Source organism: Burkholderia sp. 10_S31, from assembly GCF_056930375.1.
In genome coordinates this window covers 2,644,522-2,661,278 of record NZ_JBXOWK010000001.1, presented here as the reverse complement: position 1 = coordinate 2,661,278, position 16,757 = coordinate 2,644,522, and the positions used below count along the sequence as shown (strand labels likewise).

At 63.0% G+C, this 16,757-nt stretch carries 17 protein-coding genes; all 17 read left to right on the top strand.

Going from position 1 to position 16,757, the window contains the following annotated elements; all coding sequences use genetic code 11:
* Positions 1 to 415: 415 nt before the first annotated feature.
* The 17 genes from AC1Z3W_RS11915 (at position 416) to AC1Z3W_RS11835 (ending at position 16,736) form a co-directional block, all read left to right on the top strand.
* Complete coding sequence (locus tag AC1Z3W_RS11915) at positions 416 to 1,393, top strand: thiamine pyrophosphate-dependent dehydrogenase E1 component subunit alpha (protein ID WP_124494185.1); 978 nt, start codon at positions 416 to 418, stop codon at positions 1,391 to 1,393.
* Between the two features lie 12 nt (positions 1,394 to 1,405).
* A complete protein-coding gene (locus AC1Z3W_RS11910; RefSeq protein WP_048985726.1) occupies positions 1,406 to 2,413 on the top strand; it encodes an alpha-ketoacid dehydrogenase subunit beta in 1,008 nt (335 codons plus the stop codon).
* A 6-nt stretch (positions 2,414 to 2,419) separates the two neighbouring features.
* Complete coding sequence (locus tag AC1Z3W_RS11905; RefSeq protein WP_483507648.1) at positions 2,420 to 3,541, top strand: acetoin dehydrogenase dihydrolipoyllysine-residue acetyltransferase subunit; 1,122 nt, start codon at positions 2,420 to 2,422, stop codon at positions 3,539 to 3,541.
* Between the two features lie 24 nt (positions 3,542 to 3,565).
* Entirely contained in the window at positions 3,566 to 4,420 is an 855-nt protein-coding gene (locus AC1Z3W_RS11900) for an SDR family NAD(P)-dependent oxidoreductase (RefSeq protein ID WP_483507647.1), read from the top strand.
* A 27-nt stretch (positions 4,421 to 4,447) separates the two neighbouring features.
* Complete coding sequence (locus tag AC1Z3W_RS11895) at positions 4,448 to 4,861, top strand: GlcG/HbpS family heme-binding protein (protein ID WP_483507646.1); 414 nt, start codon at positions 4,448 to 4,450, stop codon at positions 4,859 to 4,861.
* A 25-nt stretch (positions 4,862 to 4,886) separates the two neighbouring features.
* Entirely contained in the window at positions 4,887 to 5,681 is a 795-nt protein-coding gene (locus AC1Z3W_RS11890; protein WP_483507645.1) for a putative hydro-lyase, read from the top strand.
* A 16-nt stretch (positions 5,682 to 5,697) separates the two neighbouring features.
* Positions 5,698 to 6,015: a hypothetical protein gene (locus AC1Z3W_RS11885; RefSeq protein ID WP_124494182.1), complete on the top strand. Its 318-nt coding sequence runs from the start codon at positions 5,698 to 5,700 to the stop codon at positions 6,013 to 6,015.
* A 73-nt stretch (positions 6,016 to 6,088) separates the two neighbouring features.
* Positions 6,089 to 6,538 carry an OsmC family protein gene (locus tag AC1Z3W_RS11880; RefSeq protein ID WP_109342654.1) on the top strand — a complete coding sequence of 150 codons (450 nt, stop codon included), beginning with the start codon at positions 6,089 to 6,091 and terminating at the stop codon, positions 6,536 to 6,538.
* 54 nt (positions 6,539 to 6,592) lie between these two features.
* Positions 6,593 to 6,889 (top strand): putative quinol monooxygenase, encoded by a 297-nt coding sequence (locus AC1Z3W_RS11875; RefSeq protein WP_048985720.1) that lies wholly within the window; start codon positions 6,593 to 6,595, stop codon positions 6,887 to 6,889.
* Positions 6,890 to 6,954: 65 nt separating this feature from the next.
* A complete protein-coding gene (locus AC1Z3W_RS11870; RefSeq protein WP_060067754.1) occupies positions 6,955 to 7,740 on the top strand; it encodes a LamB/YcsF family protein in 786 nt (261 codons plus the stop codon).
* Positions 7,733 to 9,337: a 5-oxoprolinase subunit B/C family protein gene (locus AC1Z3W_RS11865; protein WP_124832894.1), complete on the top strand. Its 1,605-nt coding sequence runs from the start codon at positions 7,733 to 7,735 to the stop codon at positions 9,335 to 9,337. Before AC1Z3W_RS11870 ends, AC1Z3W_RS11865 begins: the two co-directional genes overlap by 8 nt.
* Positions 9,334 to 11,046 (top strand): acetyl/propionyl/methylcrotonyl-CoA carboxylase subunit alpha, encoded by a 1,713-nt coding sequence (locus AC1Z3W_RS11860; RefSeq protein ID WP_124832841.1) that lies wholly within the window; start codon positions 9,334 to 9,336, stop codon positions 11,044 to 11,046. The genes AC1Z3W_RS11865 and AC1Z3W_RS11860 overlap by 4 nt, the downstream gene beginning before the upstream one ends.
* Positions 11,047 to 11,211: 165 nt before the next feature.
* Positions 11,212 to 12,378 (top strand): Gfo/Idh/MocA family protein, encoded by a 1,167-nt coding sequence (locus tag AC1Z3W_RS11855; RefSeq protein WP_048985716.1) that lies wholly within the window; start codon positions 11,212 to 11,214, stop codon positions 12,376 to 12,378.
* Positions 12,379 to 12,594: 216 nt separating this feature from the next.
* Entirely contained in the window at positions 12,595 to 13,575 is a 981-nt protein-coding gene (locus tag AC1Z3W_RS11850; RefSeq protein WP_124551283.1) for a Gfo/Idh/MocA family protein, read from the top strand.
* Positions 13,576 to 13,624: 49 nt separating this feature from the next.
* Entirely contained in the window at positions 13,625 to 14,617 is a 993-nt protein-coding gene (gene iolG, locus AC1Z3W_RS11845; RefSeq protein WP_483507644.1) for an inositol 2-dehydrogenase, read from the top strand.
* Between the two features lie 60 nt (positions 14,618 to 14,677).
* Entirely contained in the window at positions 14,678 to 15,643 is a 966-nt protein-coding gene (locus AC1Z3W_RS11840; RefSeq protein ID WP_483507643.1) for a Gfo/Idh/MocA family protein, read from the top strand.
* Between the two features lie 19 nt (positions 15,644 to 15,662).
* Positions 15,663 to 16,736, top strand: coding sequence for a Gfo/Idh/MocA family protein (locus AC1Z3W_RS11835; protein ID WP_124494173.1), 1,074 nt, complete (start codon positions 15,663 to 15,665; stop codon positions 16,734 to 16,736).
* Positions 16,737 to 16,757: the final 21 nt, after the last annotated feature.

Genomic DNA, 16,757 nt, shown 5'->3' with positions numbered 1-16,757 from the left:
GCTCAACACAGAACACCCGATTCCGGGGAAAGCGGACGCGCTGCGATTTCTTTCTCCACCTTTAGGTGGACGAACCTCATCAGGCGCATCACTAGAATTTTAACAACGCTGAAACGAACAGTGCGTTCGTGGCGGTTGAAGCGAGCAGTCGACGATCGATCGCGCTCGCACGGTTCTGGTGTCGACGTGAATTCATGATCGGGATGCGGACTGGCGCTCACGCACTGATAAGAATCGGTGATCGCGCGAAATCGCCAATCACAATTGGACCGGACGAAATTGAACGGTGACGATTGAAATGGCATGTCGGCACTGCTGTCGCGATATTCGTGGGGCGAGCCGGATTTGCAACACGGTCGAGTGTGTCGCGTCGAGGCGCACAGCCACGCACACCATTTAAATTAAGGAGATTGGAATGTCCGCCTTGAAGTTTCCCAGTGAGCGGCTCGTGGACGCTTATCGCGCCATGCGAACGATTCGCCGCTTCGAGGAGCGCGTGATGGACGAGATGGCGACCGGCGACATTCCGGGCAATACCCATCTTTGTGCCGGGCAGGAGGCGAGCGCCGTCGGCGTGTGCCTGCACCTGACGGACAAGGACTACATTTCGTCGACCCATCGCGGGCATGGTCACAGCATTGCCAAGGGATGCGATATCGGCGCAATGATGGCCGAGCTGTTCGGGCGTGCGACGGGAACGTGCGGTGGCAAAGGCGGCTCGCAGCACATCGCCGACCTGCGCAAGGGGATGCTGGGCGCGAACGGCATCGTGGCCGGCGGTGCGCCGATCACGTGCGGCGCCGCACTCACGGCGAAGTTGCTCGGCACCGGTGGCGTGGCGGTGGCGTTCGCGGGTGACGGTGCGATGAACGAAGGCGTGATGTCGGAGAGCTTCAACCTCGCGAAGATCTGGATGCTTCCAATCGTCTTCGTGATCGAGGACAACGGCTTCGGCGAAGCGACGGCGAACGCGTTCGTCTCGGCCGGCAGCTTCACGCGGCGCGCGCAGAGCTACGACATTCCCGCTGCGGAGGTGGACGGTACCGACTTGTTCGCGGTCTACGATGCCGCCGGCCAGGCGATCGATCGTGCCCGCAATGGCGGCGGCCCGAGCCTTCTGCAGATTCACGTGCCGCGCTACTACGGTCACTACAGCGGAGACCCCGACAACTATCGCACGCCGGAAGAAAAGAAGGCCATGCGCCAGGAGCGCGATTGCGTCGCCAATTTCCGCAGGCAGGTGCAGGAAGGATCGCAAGTGGCCAACGGCGAGCTGGACGCGATCGATGCGCAGATCGAGGCCGAGATCGACGCCGCCGTGAGTGCTGCGCGCGCAGCCCCGTTCCCGCCGCTTTCGGCACTGACCGCCGACGTCTACGTGAAGTATCTGTAAGGACCCACAGCAATGGCAAAGAAATCGTTCCGTCAAGCGCTGAATGACGCGCTGCACTCGGAGATGGCGCGTGATCCGCGCGTGATCATGATGGGTGAGGATTTGACCGGCGGCGCGGGCGCCAACGGCGTCAAGGATGCGTGGGGCGGTGCTTTCGGCGTGACGCGCGGGCTGCTCGACGCCTACGGCCCCGAGCGCATTCGCGATACGCCGATCAGCGAGGCCGCATTCGTCGGCGCGGCCGCCGGCGCGGCCCTCACGGGTTTGCGTCCGATCGCCGAACTGATGTTCGTCGACTTCGCCGGCGTATGTCTCGACCAGATCATGAATCAGATCGCGAAGTTCCGGTACATGTTCGGCGGCCGCGCCAAGACGCCGCTCGTGATTCGCGCGACGTACGGGGCCGGCACGCGCTCGGCCGCGCAGCACACGCAGGCGTTCTATCCGATCTTCACGCACATTCCCGGCCTCAAGGTTGTGATCCCGTCAAATCCGTACGACGCGAAAGGCCTGCTGCTCCAGGCGATCCGCGACGACGATCCGGTGATCTTCCTCGAAAACAAGATGCTGTACGACACCGTGGGCGAAGTGCCCGACGGCGCATACACGATTCCGTTCGGCGAGGCGCGGGTGGTGCGGGACGGGAAAGACGTGCTGATCGTTGCGCTCGGCCGCATGGTCGGCGTGGCGGAGACGGCCGCTCGCCTTCTCGCGGCGGACGGCGTGTCGGCATGCATCATCGATCCGCGCACGACGTCGCCGCTCGACGAGGACACGCTGCTCGAATACACCGAGGACATCGGACGGGTCGTGATCGTCGATGAGGCGAATCCACGCTGCAGCGTCGCGACGGACATCTCCGCGCTACTGGCCGACAAGTGCTTCGACTCGCTGAAGGGGCCGATCCGGCTCGTGACGGCGCCGCACACGCCGGTGCCGTATGCACCGAACCTGGAAGACGCGTACGTGCCGTCGCCGGAAGCCGTCGTGAATGCCGTCAAGTCGATTCTGAAGGGGTAATCAATCATGTCGTTCATTGAAGCCGTCACCATCCCCAAGTGGGGGATGACGATGACCGAAGGCACCGTGCTCGAATGGCACGCGAAGGAGGGAGACAAGGTCGAACGCGGCCAGGAACTCCTCGAGGTCGAATCCACGAAGGTCAACAACGTGGTGGAGGCGACCGTGTCCGGGATCCTGCGGCGCATCGTCATCAACGAGGGCGAAATCGCGCCGGTCGGCGCGCTGATCGGCGTCATCGCCGATGAGGCGGCGACCGAGGAGGAAATCGACGCGCTCGTCGCAAGCTACGCGCATCGCCTGAATGCGGACGACGGCGACGCGGGCGGTGTGGTCGCGCCGAAGGCGGTCGCCGTGTCCGGCGGCAGCGTGAACGTGCTGGATCTCGGCCCCGAAAGCAACGAGGCTGTGCTGTTCATTCACGGCTTCGGCGGGGACCTGTCGACCTGGCTGTTCAACCAGGGCACGCTCGCCGAGCAGTTCCGGACGATTGCGGTGGACCTTCCCGGGCACGGCGCGTCGACGCCGATTACCGGTGGTGGTGTGATCAAAAAGATCACTGTGGCGGTCGAGGAAGCGGCGAGCGCGATCACGTCCGGGAAACTGCACCTGGTCGGTCACTCGTTCGGTGGCGCGATCGCCGCGGCCTTCGCGGCCGCCAACCCGTCGCGTGTCGCATCGGTGACGCTCATCGCGCCGATCGGCCTGGGCAAGGAGATCAACCGCTCTTTCGTGACCGAATTCGTTGCTGCGGAGCGCCGCCGTCCGCTTCAGGCCGCGCTGGAGAAGCTGTTTGCCGATCCGTCAAAGATCACGAGCGAAATGGTCGAGGGCACGCTTCAGTTCAAGCGGCTGGAAGGCGTCCAGGAGGCGCTGTCTGCCATCGCCGACACCATCGCCGACGAAAACGGCCAGGTTCAGACGATCGGTGCGACGCTGGCGGGACTCACCTGCCCCGTGATGCTGCTCTGGGGCGAGCGCGACGCCATCATTCCGGTCCCGCAGGCCGACGGTCTGCCGTCCACGGTGCAGCTGCGCGTGATTCCGGATGTCGGCCACATGCCGCAAATGGAGGCAGCGTCGGTCGTGAACGACGCGCTGCTGGAAAACATCAATCGCGCCCGATGACCGTTTCTGCCGAGCGGCGCAGCAATGATTCAGCTGCGCCCGGCGGTTCGCTTTGCTTCGCGTCATGAGCGGAACCCGGTGGGGTTGGGTGGTTATCGACGCAGTGATCTTGAGGAAATTGTGATGTCAGGACGTTTGACAGGCAAGCGGGTACTTCTGACCGGCGGCGTTGCCAATATCGGTCTCGCCATTCTGGAGTCGTTCGTTGCCGAAGGTGCGACCGTGTCGGTCGTCGATATCGATGAGGTCAAGGGCCGCGCGCTCGAATCCCGGTTCGGCGACAAGGTGCGGTTTTTCCGAACCGACATCTCGAGCGAAGACGAGATCAAGGGCGTCATCGAAAAGTCGTCCGAATGGATGCGCGGCATCGACACGTTGTGTCTGAATGCCGGCGTCCAGCTCTCCGGGCGGATCGAGCAGTTCAGCACCGAGAGCTGGGACAAGGTCTTCGGGATCAACGTGCGCGCCAACTTCATTTTCGCGCGTGAGTCGCTCCGTCACCTGAGAGCCGCGAAGCAGTCGTCGATCGTGATGATGTCGTCGCTCGCGGGCAAGCGCGGCGGCACCGGCCTCGCATGCTACTCGGCGTCCAAGGCGGCCATCATCGGTCTGACGACCACGCTTGCAATCGAGCTCGCGCCGGACGGCGTGCGTGTCAATGCCGTGTGCCCCGGCTGGATCGATACGCCGTTCAATCAACCGGTGATCGATTTCATGGGCGGCCGCGACAAGCAGGAGTCGGTGGTTCGGACGGCCATTCCCCTGGGCCGACAGGCGACGCCGGACGAGGTCGCGCCGCTGTTTGTCTACCTTGCATCGGACGAGTCGTCTTACGTCACCGCGCAGGCAATCAATGTCGATGGCGGCGCGTACAACTGACTGCCGGACAGAATCGGGAAGAAACCAATGAGCAAGCAGATCACATATGAAGCCGCACGGCGGGCGATCGAAGCGGGCGTCGCGAAGGCGAACGAACTGGCGCAGCGCTCGTCGTTGTCGATCGTGGATGCGGGCGGCCACCTTGTTGCGTTCACACGCGTGAACGACGCGGCGTTCGGCACGATCGAAATTGCGCACAACAAGGCGTATACCGCCGCAGCACTGCGGTTCCCTACCGATTACTGGATGAAACTCGTCCAGCCCGGAGCCTCGCTCTACGGGCTCGAGCGCGCAGCGTCCCGCCCGCTGGTCGTGTTCGGCGGCGGCCTGCCGGTGAAGCACGGCGACGAGGTCATTGGCGGCGTCGGCGTGTCGGGTGGTCCGGAGGAAGCGGACGTGGCGATTGCGCGTGCGATGGTTGCTGCGCTCGGCGAGAACTGAACATCTTCCTGCAAGGGTACTTTCAATGGAATCGACTGCAGGTACGCGGACGATGTCGGCCGACCAGGTTCGGCTGCTGATTCGCGACGGCAAGCTGCGTGCGCCGACGACGGGATACGCCGACGGCTTCATGCAGGCAAATCTGGCAATTCTGCCGAAGACGTACGCAGATGATTTTCGCGAGTTTTGCCGAATCAACCCGAAGAGCTGTCCGCTGGTGGGAGTCGGGCAGCCCGGCAACCCGGGGCTGGACGGACTGGGCGCGATCGACATTCGAACCGACGTGCCCCGCTACCGCGTGTACCGGAACGGGGTTCACACCGATACGGTCGACGATCTAGTCGATCTGTGGCGTGACGATCTCGTGACGTTCGCGCTCGGTTGCTCGTTCTCGTTCGAGAGCGCGATTCTGCAGGCGGGAATCGACATACGCCACATCAGTGCGAACCGGAACGTGCCGATGTACGTGACGAATATCCAGACGACGGCCGCGGGGCCGTTTCGCGGCCCGATGGTCGTGTCGATGCGTGCGTTCAAGCCCGCCGATGCGATCCAGGCGATCGTGCTGTCGGAACGGTTTCCGCTCGCGCACGGCGCACCGGTTCATATCGGCGACCCGGCGACCATCGGGATTCGCGACGTCACGCGGCCGGAGTTCGGCGATCCGCCAGTGATCGAGGCCGGTGACATCCTCGGGTTCTGGGCCTGCGGGGTCACGCCGCAGATGGCACTTCAGGCGGCGAAACCGGACTTTGCGATCACGCATGAACCGGGGTACATGCTCGTCACGGATTTGCCGGCGAACGCGGCGGCCGTGTGAGCCAGGAGTCGTTGCAATGTTCGATGCGGAAATCGCCGCGAAGCTGCTCAATCGCGGCACATCGCAGGCGTCGGACCAATGTGGCAGGCAATACCTTGACGTGTTGCGCGAGGGACAGCTCGATTTTTCTCATCGGATCGAGCGTCTGGCCGTAGAGGGCGCCGGTTCCGAGGTTCCTCGCGAAATCGAATGGCTGACATTCGGCGACGGCTCCCGCGCGTTGCGCATTCGTACCGACGATGCGCAAACGGGCTGGAGCGAATGGGTTTCGATTGCGAAATCCGGCGGCGTCGGATCGATAAAGAGTGCGAATAAATATATTGTGGCGCAATGATACGGCGAGGCTGTCGCAGCTTGCCCGCAATGGAAATTGACCGTTTGGCGGGGAAGCTCGCCGGGAGACACCGATGTCCGAGCATGGCGTCCGACTGGAATGGACTATCGAGCAGCACCACGAGCGGGAAGGGACCTATAGCCGGGACCACCGGGCGATCATCAGCCCGACGGTGACGATCCCTGTATCCGCGGCTCCCGACTATCTCGGGAACGAACGTCTGGCCGACCCGGAGCAGTTGCTCGTCAACGCGCTCGCGAGTTGCCACATGCTGTACTTCCTCGCGCTCTGCGAAGGAAGCGGGTATGCGGTCGCATCGTACTCCGACGATGCAGTCGGGAAAGTCGAGAAAAGCGCGGACGGGTTTCACTGGGTATCCGAGATCGTGCTCAGGCCCCGCGTGACCTTCGCGTCCGAAAAGCAGCCGAACCAGGCGCAACTCGAGCGGCTGCATCACCGTGCCCACAAAGGGTGCTTCATCGCCAATTCGATCAAGTCGAAAGTGGAAATCGATCTCGGCTGAGTTTGGACCGGGATCGGTTGCCAGCCGATCAACAAACGTAATGAGGAAAGTGAGATGAAGAAGGAAGGTCTGGTCGTGGTCGCAACCGTCGTTGCCCGATCCGGTAGCGAAGACGTGCTGCGCGAAGCGTTGAAGGAACTGGTGCCGTACGCAAGGACGGAGCCGGGGTTCATTCAATACGATCTTCACGAATCGGCCGACACGCCGGGGCAGTTCGTCTTCTACGAAATCTGGGAAGACGAAGCCGCCCTCGAGACCCATTCGAATACCGAGTTCGCGAAGGCGTTCGGCGCACGGGCGGGGCAATGGATCGAATCCGTCTCGCTCAGCAAGTTCCGGAAAATCGCGTGAACCGCGCACGAACGCCCGAGCGGCATCGCGTGTTCGTGCACTGAAGAAATCCTGTGGGCAGCGTCATGGTAAGCATTGATTTGAACTGCGATCTCGGTGAGAGCTTCGGCGCCTGGCGGATGGGCGACGATGCGGCGATGCTCGACATCGTGACGAGCGCGAATGTTGCCTGCGGTTTTCATGCCGGCGATCCGGCGGGGATCTATACCGTGCTGCATGAAGCGGCACGGCGCGGTGTCGCCGTCGGCGCGCACGTCGGCTATCGCGATCTGGTGGGCTTCGGACGTCGCAACATGCAGCCATCTCATGCAGAACTGACGGGCGACGTGATCTACCAGATCGGTGCGCTGCAGGGGCTTGCAAAGGCCGCGGGCACGTCGATTCGCTACGTGAAGCCTCACGGCGCGCTGTACAACACGATCGCGCACGATACCTACCAGGCGGCGGCTGTCATCGATGCGATTCTGGCGATCGATCCGACGCTCGTGCTGATGGTGCTCGCCGGCGCACCTGTTGCGGATCAGGCGCGTGAAGCCGGCCTTGCCGTCGTCGGCGAGGCATTTGCCGACCGCGCGTACAACGTGGATGGAAGCCTCGTGAATCGCCGCGCGGAAGGGGCTGTCATTCACGATCCAGACACCGTTGCGCGTCGCATGCTGCGGTTCGTGCAGGAGGGTGTCGTGACCGCGATCGACGGCACGGACATCACGATCGACGCACAGTCGATCTGCATCCACGGAGACAACCCGTCGGCCGTTGCAACTGCTCGTTTGCTGCAAACGCAACTCGCCGCGCGCGGCGTCGCGCTTCGGCCATTTGCCGGGGCTTGCAGGGGAGAGAACCGTGTCTGAGCAGATGCGCATCCTTTCGGCCGGCTCTGCCGGCATGCTGGTCGAGCTCGAGAGTCTCGAAACGACGCTGGCGCTTCTCGACCGGCTGCTCGCGAGCGAAGTGGACGGCGTCGACGAAGTCGTTCCGGGCGCGCGTACCGTGCTGGTTCGCTTCGACCCGGCCGTCATCGATCGCGCGGCGCTGATCGAGCGGCTCGGGCAACTGGACGTGTCCGTTCGTCGGGAGCGCGGCGGGAGCATGTTCGATATCCCGGTTTCCTACGACGGAGAGGATCTGGGCGAGGTCGCCGAACTGCTGGGATGGTCCGTGGCCGAGCTCGTCCAGCGACATCTGGATGCGGTCCACTCGGTCGCGTTTACCGGATTTGCACCGGGGTTCGCGTATATGACCACCGACGATCCGGGATTCGACGTTCCCCGACGCAAGACGCCTCGCGTGCGCATCCCGGCGGGCTCGGTCGCGATCGCGGGGAAATTCAGCGGGATCTATCCGTCGGATAGCCCCGGAGGATGGCAGCTTCTCGGTACGACGCAGGTGCCCATGTGGGACACGACGCGTCCGCGTGCGGCTTTGCTCGCACCCGGCGATCGGGTTCGTTTCCGCGATGCGGGCAAAGGTTCGGCCGTTCCGGTATCGGGGTGGCCGGAGCCGGCGCCGACGCCGGCGCGCCAGGTTTCGGGCGCCGGCATTTTGGTGACGCGTGCGGACCGCCCTGTGCTGTATCAGGACCTCGGACGGCCCCGACAGGCTGACCAGGGTGTCTCCGTGTGCGGCGCCGTCGACAGCGCCGCGCTGCGACTCGCGAACGCCTGTGTCGGCAATCCGGGCAGTCGCGCCGCGCTCGAAGTGATGTTCGGCGGCCTTTCGCTGGTGCCCGATCGCCCGGTGACCCTCGCAGTGACGGGGGCGCCGTGCCCGATTTCGATTCGCGACGCGAATGGCCGCGTGACGGTGATCCCTCACTCGCGTCCTTTTGCCGTCGATGCAGGCGAGGAAGTCACGCTCGATATGCCCGGCCGCGGCATGCGGAGCTACGTCGCACTGCGCGGCGGGTTCGTCGTCGAGCGCACGCTGGGGTCTGCGTCGACCGATACGCTTTCGAGGATCGGCCCGGCGCCGATCGTTCGCGGCGATGTCCTGGTCCCGGCCGACGAGGCCGCTACGTTCGTCGAGCCGGAGCTGCCGGCCGCGCGGACGCTTCCGCGCGAAGGCGACGTAGTCGATGTCGACGTCGTCCCGGGGCCGCGCACCGACTGGTTCACCGACGAAGGTGTTGCACGGTTTCTGTCGCAGGAATGGCGCGTCACGCCCGAGTCGAGCCGCGTCGGCATGCGGCTGTCGGGCGACCTGGCGCTGGCGCGGCGCGACGACGCGGAGCTACCGTCGGAAGGCACGTTGTTCGGATCGATTCAGGTGCCGCACAGCGGCCAGCCGGTGGTGTTCCTGACCGATCACCCCGTCACCGGCGGGTACCCGGTGATTGCCGTCGTCGCGGCCCATCATCTCGGCATGCTCGGGCAGATTCCGATCGGCGCCCGCATCCGCTTCAACCCGATATCCGCATTCGATCCGCAAGTGAAGGAACTCGTTCGATGAAGAAGCTGCTCATCGCCAATCGCGGCGAAATCGCCATTCGCGTCATTCGCGCCGCGCGCGACTACAACGTGACATCGGTCGCAATCTACTCGGACGCGGACGCCGGTTCGCTGCATGCCGAACTGGCCGACGAAGCGTACGGGCTGGGTGCTGGCCGCCCGGCGGAGACCTATCTCGACATCTCGAAGATTCTGGCGATCGCCCGTCGCGCCGGTGCCGATGCGGTCCACCCGGGCTACGGCTTCCTGTCCGAGCGCGCGGAGTTCGCCCAGGCGGTCATCGATGCCGGACTGATCTGGGTCGGCCCGTCGCCGGAGGTCATCACCGCGCTCGGCGACAAGGTGCAGGCCCGGCGTATCGCATCGAAGGTCGGCGCGCCGCTGGTCAGGGGATCCGACGGGCCGTTGAACAGTGCGTCGGACGCGGTGGCCTTCGCGCGGGAAGTGGGCTTGCCGCTGGCGATCAAGGCCGCGTTCGGGGGCGGCGGGCGCGGCATGAAGATCGTCCGACGTATCGAAGACGTCGCGGAGATGTTCGATTCGGCCGTCCGTGAGGCGACGGAGGCGTTCGGCCGGGGCGACTGCTACGCCGAGCAGTTTCTCGACCGTCCGCGCCATATCGAGGCGCAGATCATGGCCGACCATCACGGCAACACCGTCGTGCTCGGCACGCGCGACTGTTCGCTGCAGCGCCGAAACCAGAAGCTCGTGGAAGAGGCTCCCGCGCCTTTCATCACCGACGAGCAGCGCGCGCGCATTCACGACGCCGCGCGCAGGATATGTGCAGAGGCCGGCTATACGGGGGCGGGCACGGTCGAGTTTCTGCTTTCTCAAGACGGGGTCATCTCGTTTCTCGAGGTGAACACGCGGTTGCAGGTCGAGCATCCGGTGACGGAGGAAACCACCGGTGTCGACATCGTGATCGAACAACTGCGCATCGCGGATGGCCTTCCTGTGTCGATTACGGCGACGCCGGAGCCCCGCGGTCATGCGATCGAATTCCGTATTAATGCGGAAGATCCGGGTCGTGGTTTCTTGCCGACACCTGGCGCGATCACGCGCTTTCGTCCGCCCGCAGGTCCCGGTGTGCGGCTCGACTCCGGTGTCGAATCCGGCTCGCAGATTCCGGGACTGTACGACTCGCTGATGGCCAAGCTGATCATTACCGGCGATACGCGCCAACAAGCGCTCGCTCGCGCCCGTCGTGCGCTTGCCGAATTCGATATCGAGGGAGTGGGTTCGGTGCTGCCATTCCATCGGGCGGTGCTCGAGGAAAAGAGCTTCAGCGGCGAAGATGGATTCAAGGTTCATACCAACTGGATCGAAACGGAGTTTGGCGGGGTCGAACCTTCCGGACGCGTCACGCCGGCTGAGGGCGGGCTGCTGAAAAGCTTCATCGAGATCGATGGAAAGCGTCACACGATCGGTCTGCCTGCGTCGCTGTTTGCGAATGTCGGCGTCCCGCGAGCATTCGACGATTCGGCGAAGGCGGAAGCGGGCGCCGACATCGTGACGGCGCCGGTTCCTGGAACGCTGCAGAAGTGGCTGGTGGGGGAGGGTGCGACGGTGGCCGAGGGCGATGCCGTCGCCATCATGGAAGCGATGAAGATGGAAATGCGTGTCGTCGCACCGAAAGGTGGTCGAATCCGCATCCATGGGGAAGCCGGACGTCCGGTCACGGCGGGCGAAAAGATCGCGGTTATCGAGTAAGGAGCGAAGGAGACATTGAATCGAATTTGAGTTGTCGAGATGTAGAAGGTGTACGTCATGTGATTCGGAATCCTGAGTGACTGGCGAACAATCAAATTGATGTCGGAAGAGTCAAGGAATCGGCTGAGTGCGTCACGAGTACGACAGCCTTATTGGAGGAAAACCGTGAAAAAACTGAATGTCGCTCTGGTGGGCACTGGCTTCATGGGCAAGGCCCACTCCATCGCTACTGCCGTGGTGCCGATCCTGTTCGGCTCGCCGGTGGAAATCGAACGCAAGGTCGTGGTCGACATCGACGACGAACTCGCACGCAATGCAGCTGCGCAATATGGGTTCGCCGAGCACGCGACGGACTGGCGAGAAGTCGTGTCGCGCCCGGATATCGATATCGTCGACATCTGCACGCCGAACGACACGCACGCGGCGATCGCGATCGCCGCCGCGAAGGCGGGTAAGCACGTGATGTGCGAGAAGCCGATGGCCATGACGGTAGCCGACGCGGAAGCCATGCATGCGGCCGCGAAGGAAACGGGCGTGGTCACGATGATTTCGTACAACTATCGCCACACGCCGGCGCTGCAGATGGCCAAGCGGTTGATCGACGAAGGGCGTATCGGCGAGATCCTGACGTTCCGCGGCTACTACCTGCAGGACTGGGGCGCGGATCCGAGCACGCCGCTGTCGTGGCGCTTCAACAAGGAGAAGGCCGGTTCGGGCACGCTTGGCGATATCGGCACGCACGTCATCGATGCGGCGCGCCTGCTCGTCGGCGAGTTCGAATCGGTGAACTCGATCGTCAAGACCTTCATCGCCGAGCGGCCGCTGCCGGCTGGCCGTTTCTTCGGCCCGGCAGGTCAGGCATCGTCGGAAAAGGGCAAGGTCGACGTCGACGACATGGCCATGACGATGATCAAGTTCAGCAACGGCGTGTGCGGAACGATCGAAGTGACGCGCAATGCGTGGGGCCACCACAACCAGCTCGGCTTCGAAATCCACGGTACCCGTGGCTCGATTGCGTTCGACTATCAGCGCCTGAACGAACTGCGTGTGGCGTTCGCGGACGATCCGTCGGACGCGTTCGGCTTCCGCACGATCTACTCCGGCCCGCATCAACCGTTCGGCGACAAGCTGTGGCCGGTTGCCGGGATGGGGCAGGGCTACATCGATATCAAGTCGATCGAGTGGTACAACTTCCTGCAGGCCATCGCCGGGAACCAGCCTGCCGCGCCGAACTTCGAGGACGGCGTCCAGATCGAGCGCATCGCGGATGCGATCCTCGTGTCGGGGCAAAGCGGCGTGTGGGAACACATCCAGCAGCCGGCTCGCGGATAACACGGCCGCCGCCTGAAGTCGTGCGAAGGCGGTGAGCTCCTCGGTGAGTGGCGAATCGGTAACGCGGCTCGTCGGTAATGGATCCGGCGAGCGCCTCCTCATCTGCGGCCAACGTCGAAGCATCACCGTCGGGGCGGCGAACTGCGATAGATCCGGATGCGGCCTCCACTACGGCCGCGTTCGAACGATAGCGTGTCAATAGATCGGAGGCAGGGGATGACCTTGGCAATTGGGGTGATCGGTGTCGGCGTAATGGGATCGGAGCACGCGCGCATTCTGCGTGAAGAGACGTCGGGTGCGGAGTTGGTCGCGGTCTGCGATGCCGATGAAGGGCGCGCGCGGACCGTGGCGGGCGGCGCGAGAGTCTATACGGACCCGCGGGAGCTGATTCGCTCCGAGCATGTCGACGCCGTTCTCGTTGCCGCACCGGACACGCTGCACGGCGACCTCGTACTGCAGTGCATCGAGGCCGACAAGCCGGTTCTGTGCGAGAAGCCGCTGGCCGGTACGGCGGCCGAGGCACTCAAGGTCGTCGACGCGGAAATTGCGAAGGGCCGAAGGCTGGTCCAGGTCGGTTATATGCGTCGTTTCGACCAACCGTACATCGAGATGAAGCGTGCTGTCCGGGAGGGCGACATCGGCGCACCGGTTGTCGTGCACAACGTCCACCGAAATCCCATCGCGCCGGACTGGTTCAACGGCCCGATGTCCATCACCAATGCGTTCGTTCATGAAATCGATGCAAGCCGATGGTTGCTCGATTCCGAACCTGTTGGCGCACGTGTCTACAGTGCTGGAAACGGCGATCCGCTGGTCGTCGTGATGGAAATGACCGGCGGCGTAATCGTGTCGTCGGAGGTGTTCATGAATTGCCAGTATGGCTATCACGTGCACGTACAGGTCGTCGGGCGAAACGGAACGATCGAGACTGCTCCGCCCGGATGTGTTGGCAGGAATGCCGGCGGCTACGGCATGACGGCCTATGCAGGTAACTGGATCGACCGATTCAGGTCGGCCTATGTGAAGCAACTCAATGAGTGGGTCCGCTCGATCGGCGCCGGTACGTCAAGCGGTGGCGCGAATGCTTGGGACGGCTATGTCACGACGTCAGTCGCAGAGCAGATCGTCGCTGAGATGGGGCGCGGAACATCAGTGACGTTCGCGGCCGAGCGTTACCGTCCGACGATGTACGCGTAGTCATGCCAATCCACGGAAATGCAGAGGTTTGTGCCACTCAGGAGGAAAAATGATCAGAATCGGAATTCTCGGATGTGGGCGCATTGGTCAAGTTCATGCACTCGGTATCAAGCAGATTCCATCGGCAACGCTGGTCGCGGTTGCAGACGTCAACGAAAGCGCCGCGGAAGCCTGCGCTGACCGATTTGGGGTTGACGCACGCAATGCATCGGAAATTCTCGAAGGGAAGGACATCGATGCGGTCGTGATTGCGACACCGTCATCGACGCATTTCGATCTCGTTCACGCGGCGGTGGTCGCGCGAAAGGCCATTTTTTGCGAGAAGCCGATCGACCTGTCGTCGGCCCGGGTAAAGGCATGCATGGAGGCCGTCGAGAATGTGGGGGTGCCCTTCATGACGGCGTTCAACCAGCGGTTCGACCCGCACTTCGGCGAGTTGGCGCGCCGCGTACGCGAGGGCGAGATCGGCGACGTCGAGACCGTCACGATCACATCGCGCGATCCGGCACCGCCGCCGCTGTCGTATCTGGAGACGTCCGGTGGCCTCTTTCGCGACATGATGATTCACGATTTCGACCTCGCGCGATTCCTGTTGCGCGAAGATCCGGTGCGTGTGTTCGCCGCCGGATCGGTGCTGGTCGAGCCGTCCATTGCGGAGGTGGGCGACGTGGACACGGCGGCAGTGATCCTGACGACGAAGTCGGGGCGCATCTGCCAGATCTCGAATTCGCGCCGCTCGACCTACGGCTATGACCAGCGAATCGAGGTCCACGGATCGCGCGGCATGCTGCGTGTCAAGAACGTTCACGAGTCTCAGGTGGAGCGTGCCACGGAAGTCGGGTTCGCCATGCCGGTCGCGCAGCCGTTCTTTCTCGAGCGCTTCGGCGCCGCCTATCTCGCCGAAATGCGCTACTTCGTCGACACCCTGTCGGCGGGAAAAATGCCGCGGCCGGATGCCGGCGATGGCTTGAAGGCCCAGTTGATCGCCGACGCCGCCACGCTTTCGTGGCAGCGCGGGCAGCCGGTGGACATCGCCGGCTGATCGACATGACCGGCATGAGCAGGCCAGCCGGTCGCCATTTCTCACATATCGGGTGCGCTCATGAAGATCGGTATCGCCGGCCTCGGCAACGTAGCAGAGCTGCACGTGACGGCTCTCGCCGAATTGGATCCGCAGTTGTTTTGCGGCGGCTGGAGCCGGACTTACAGGAAGGCGCAAGAATTCGTCGACAGGTTCGGTGGACGTGCGTACGAAACTGTCGACGAACTGCTGGGCGACAAAGCGGTCGACGCGGTTGTCGTGTGCACGAATACCGCGTCGCACTTCGACATGGCCAGGCGTGCGCTACTGGCAGGCAAGCACGTATTGCTCGAGAAACCGTTGTGCGAGCAGGCGACGCAGATTCGCGAGCTTGCGGAGATTGCACGTTCGCAATCGAGGATCTGCATGCCTTCCCACAATTATGTCTATGCAGAGAGCATGCGGCGACTGCATGCGCATGTTGCTTCCGGGAAACTGGGCAGGATTGTCAATTTCTGGGCGATCTACAACAAGCGACATGACGCTTCGATCGGTGCGCCGGATATGACGATGCGCGAACTGATGGTGCATCACGCGTACTGCATGCTGTACTTCGTCGGCCGCCCGTCGTCGGTGTTCGCGACCGGTTCCAACGTGCACTTCGATGATCCGCATGCCGACGATCAACTGATGATCACCGCGGAATATCCGAACGGCAGGATTGCGAATCTGTGGGGAAGCTTTTCCGCCGACGATCGCAGTCGGGACCCATGGTCCGTCTATTTCAAGATCATCGGCTCCGACGGAAGCGGCGTGATCCCTTGGGATATCACGAAGTTTGGCGACGCGAGACTTCCGTTCTGGGATGACGCGACCTACTGGGACAGCTTTCTTCAGGTCGAAAGCTTTTTCGTGAATGAGTGCGTCGCGAAAGGTACGACGCCGTTGTCGACGCTCGACGACGCATATGACGCAGCCGTCGTGCTGGACGCGGCGCGTCGGTCTCTGCGCGAGCGGAGTGTTGTGCCGATCGTCTACGGTTCCTGAGCCAGGCATAGAGGAAAACATGATCAGATACGCTGTTGTAGGCGCTGGATGGATATCGCAAGAGGCGTTCATGCCGGCTGTTGCTCAGACCGGAAATTCGACGATCGGCGCGTTGGTTTCTGGAAATCCTGACGGGGCGCGGCAGCTCGCGAGATTCCATGGTGTCGACACGATCGTCGGGTACGACGACTACGACCGGATGCTGAACGGCAATCTCGTCGACGCGGTCTATATCGCCGTGCCCAATCCGCTCCACGCCGATTATGCGATTCGCGCGGCACGAGCCGGAAAGCACGTATTGGTCGAGAAGCCAATGGCGACCAACGTCGCGGATGCGGAGGCGATGATTGGGGCAGCAGCCGAGGCCGGTGTGTTGTTGAGCACCTGTTACCGCTTGCATCACGAGGCAGGGACGATCGCGGCACTGGAAGCGATCCGGGAAGGCCGTATCGGCGATCCGAAGTACTTCAGCGGGGTGTTCGGATTTCAGTCCGCGACGGGCAACCATCGGCTGGACAGCAAGAACTGGGGCAGCCCGCTTCAAGACATCGGGATTTACTGCGTCAACGCGGCGCGGCACGTCTTTTCTGACGAACCCGTTGATGCGTCGGCGATCACGACGCGCCGGCCCGGAGATCCCCGCTTCTCGGACATCGACGACGCCATTGCGGTCACGTTGCGCTTCCCTCGCGATCGAATCGCGCAGTTCTATTGCAGTTTTGGCACGGCGTCGATCGATATGTACAGGGTGCTGGGAACCGAAGGGGACCTGACCATGGAACCTGGTTTCAGGTTCGAAACGCCGACCCGAATGGTACTGAACACGAAGGATGCTTCGGAGACGATGCATTTCCGGCACTGCGATCACTTCGGCGGGTTGATTCAGCAGTTTTCCGAATGCATTCAGAAACGCAGCAAGCCTGCGTCGAGTGTCGAAGAGGGCCTGGCTGACCTGAGGGCCTTGTTGGCGATCGAGGCGTCTGCTCGCACGGGAACGGTGGTTTCCGTCGAACCGACGCGTTTCGTCCGCCGAAACCTGACGCTCGATGATGTGCGCGCAGTACCGAGAACGGAGAAGCGGCTGCTGTTGTAGGCGTTCAAGTCGAGAGAACTT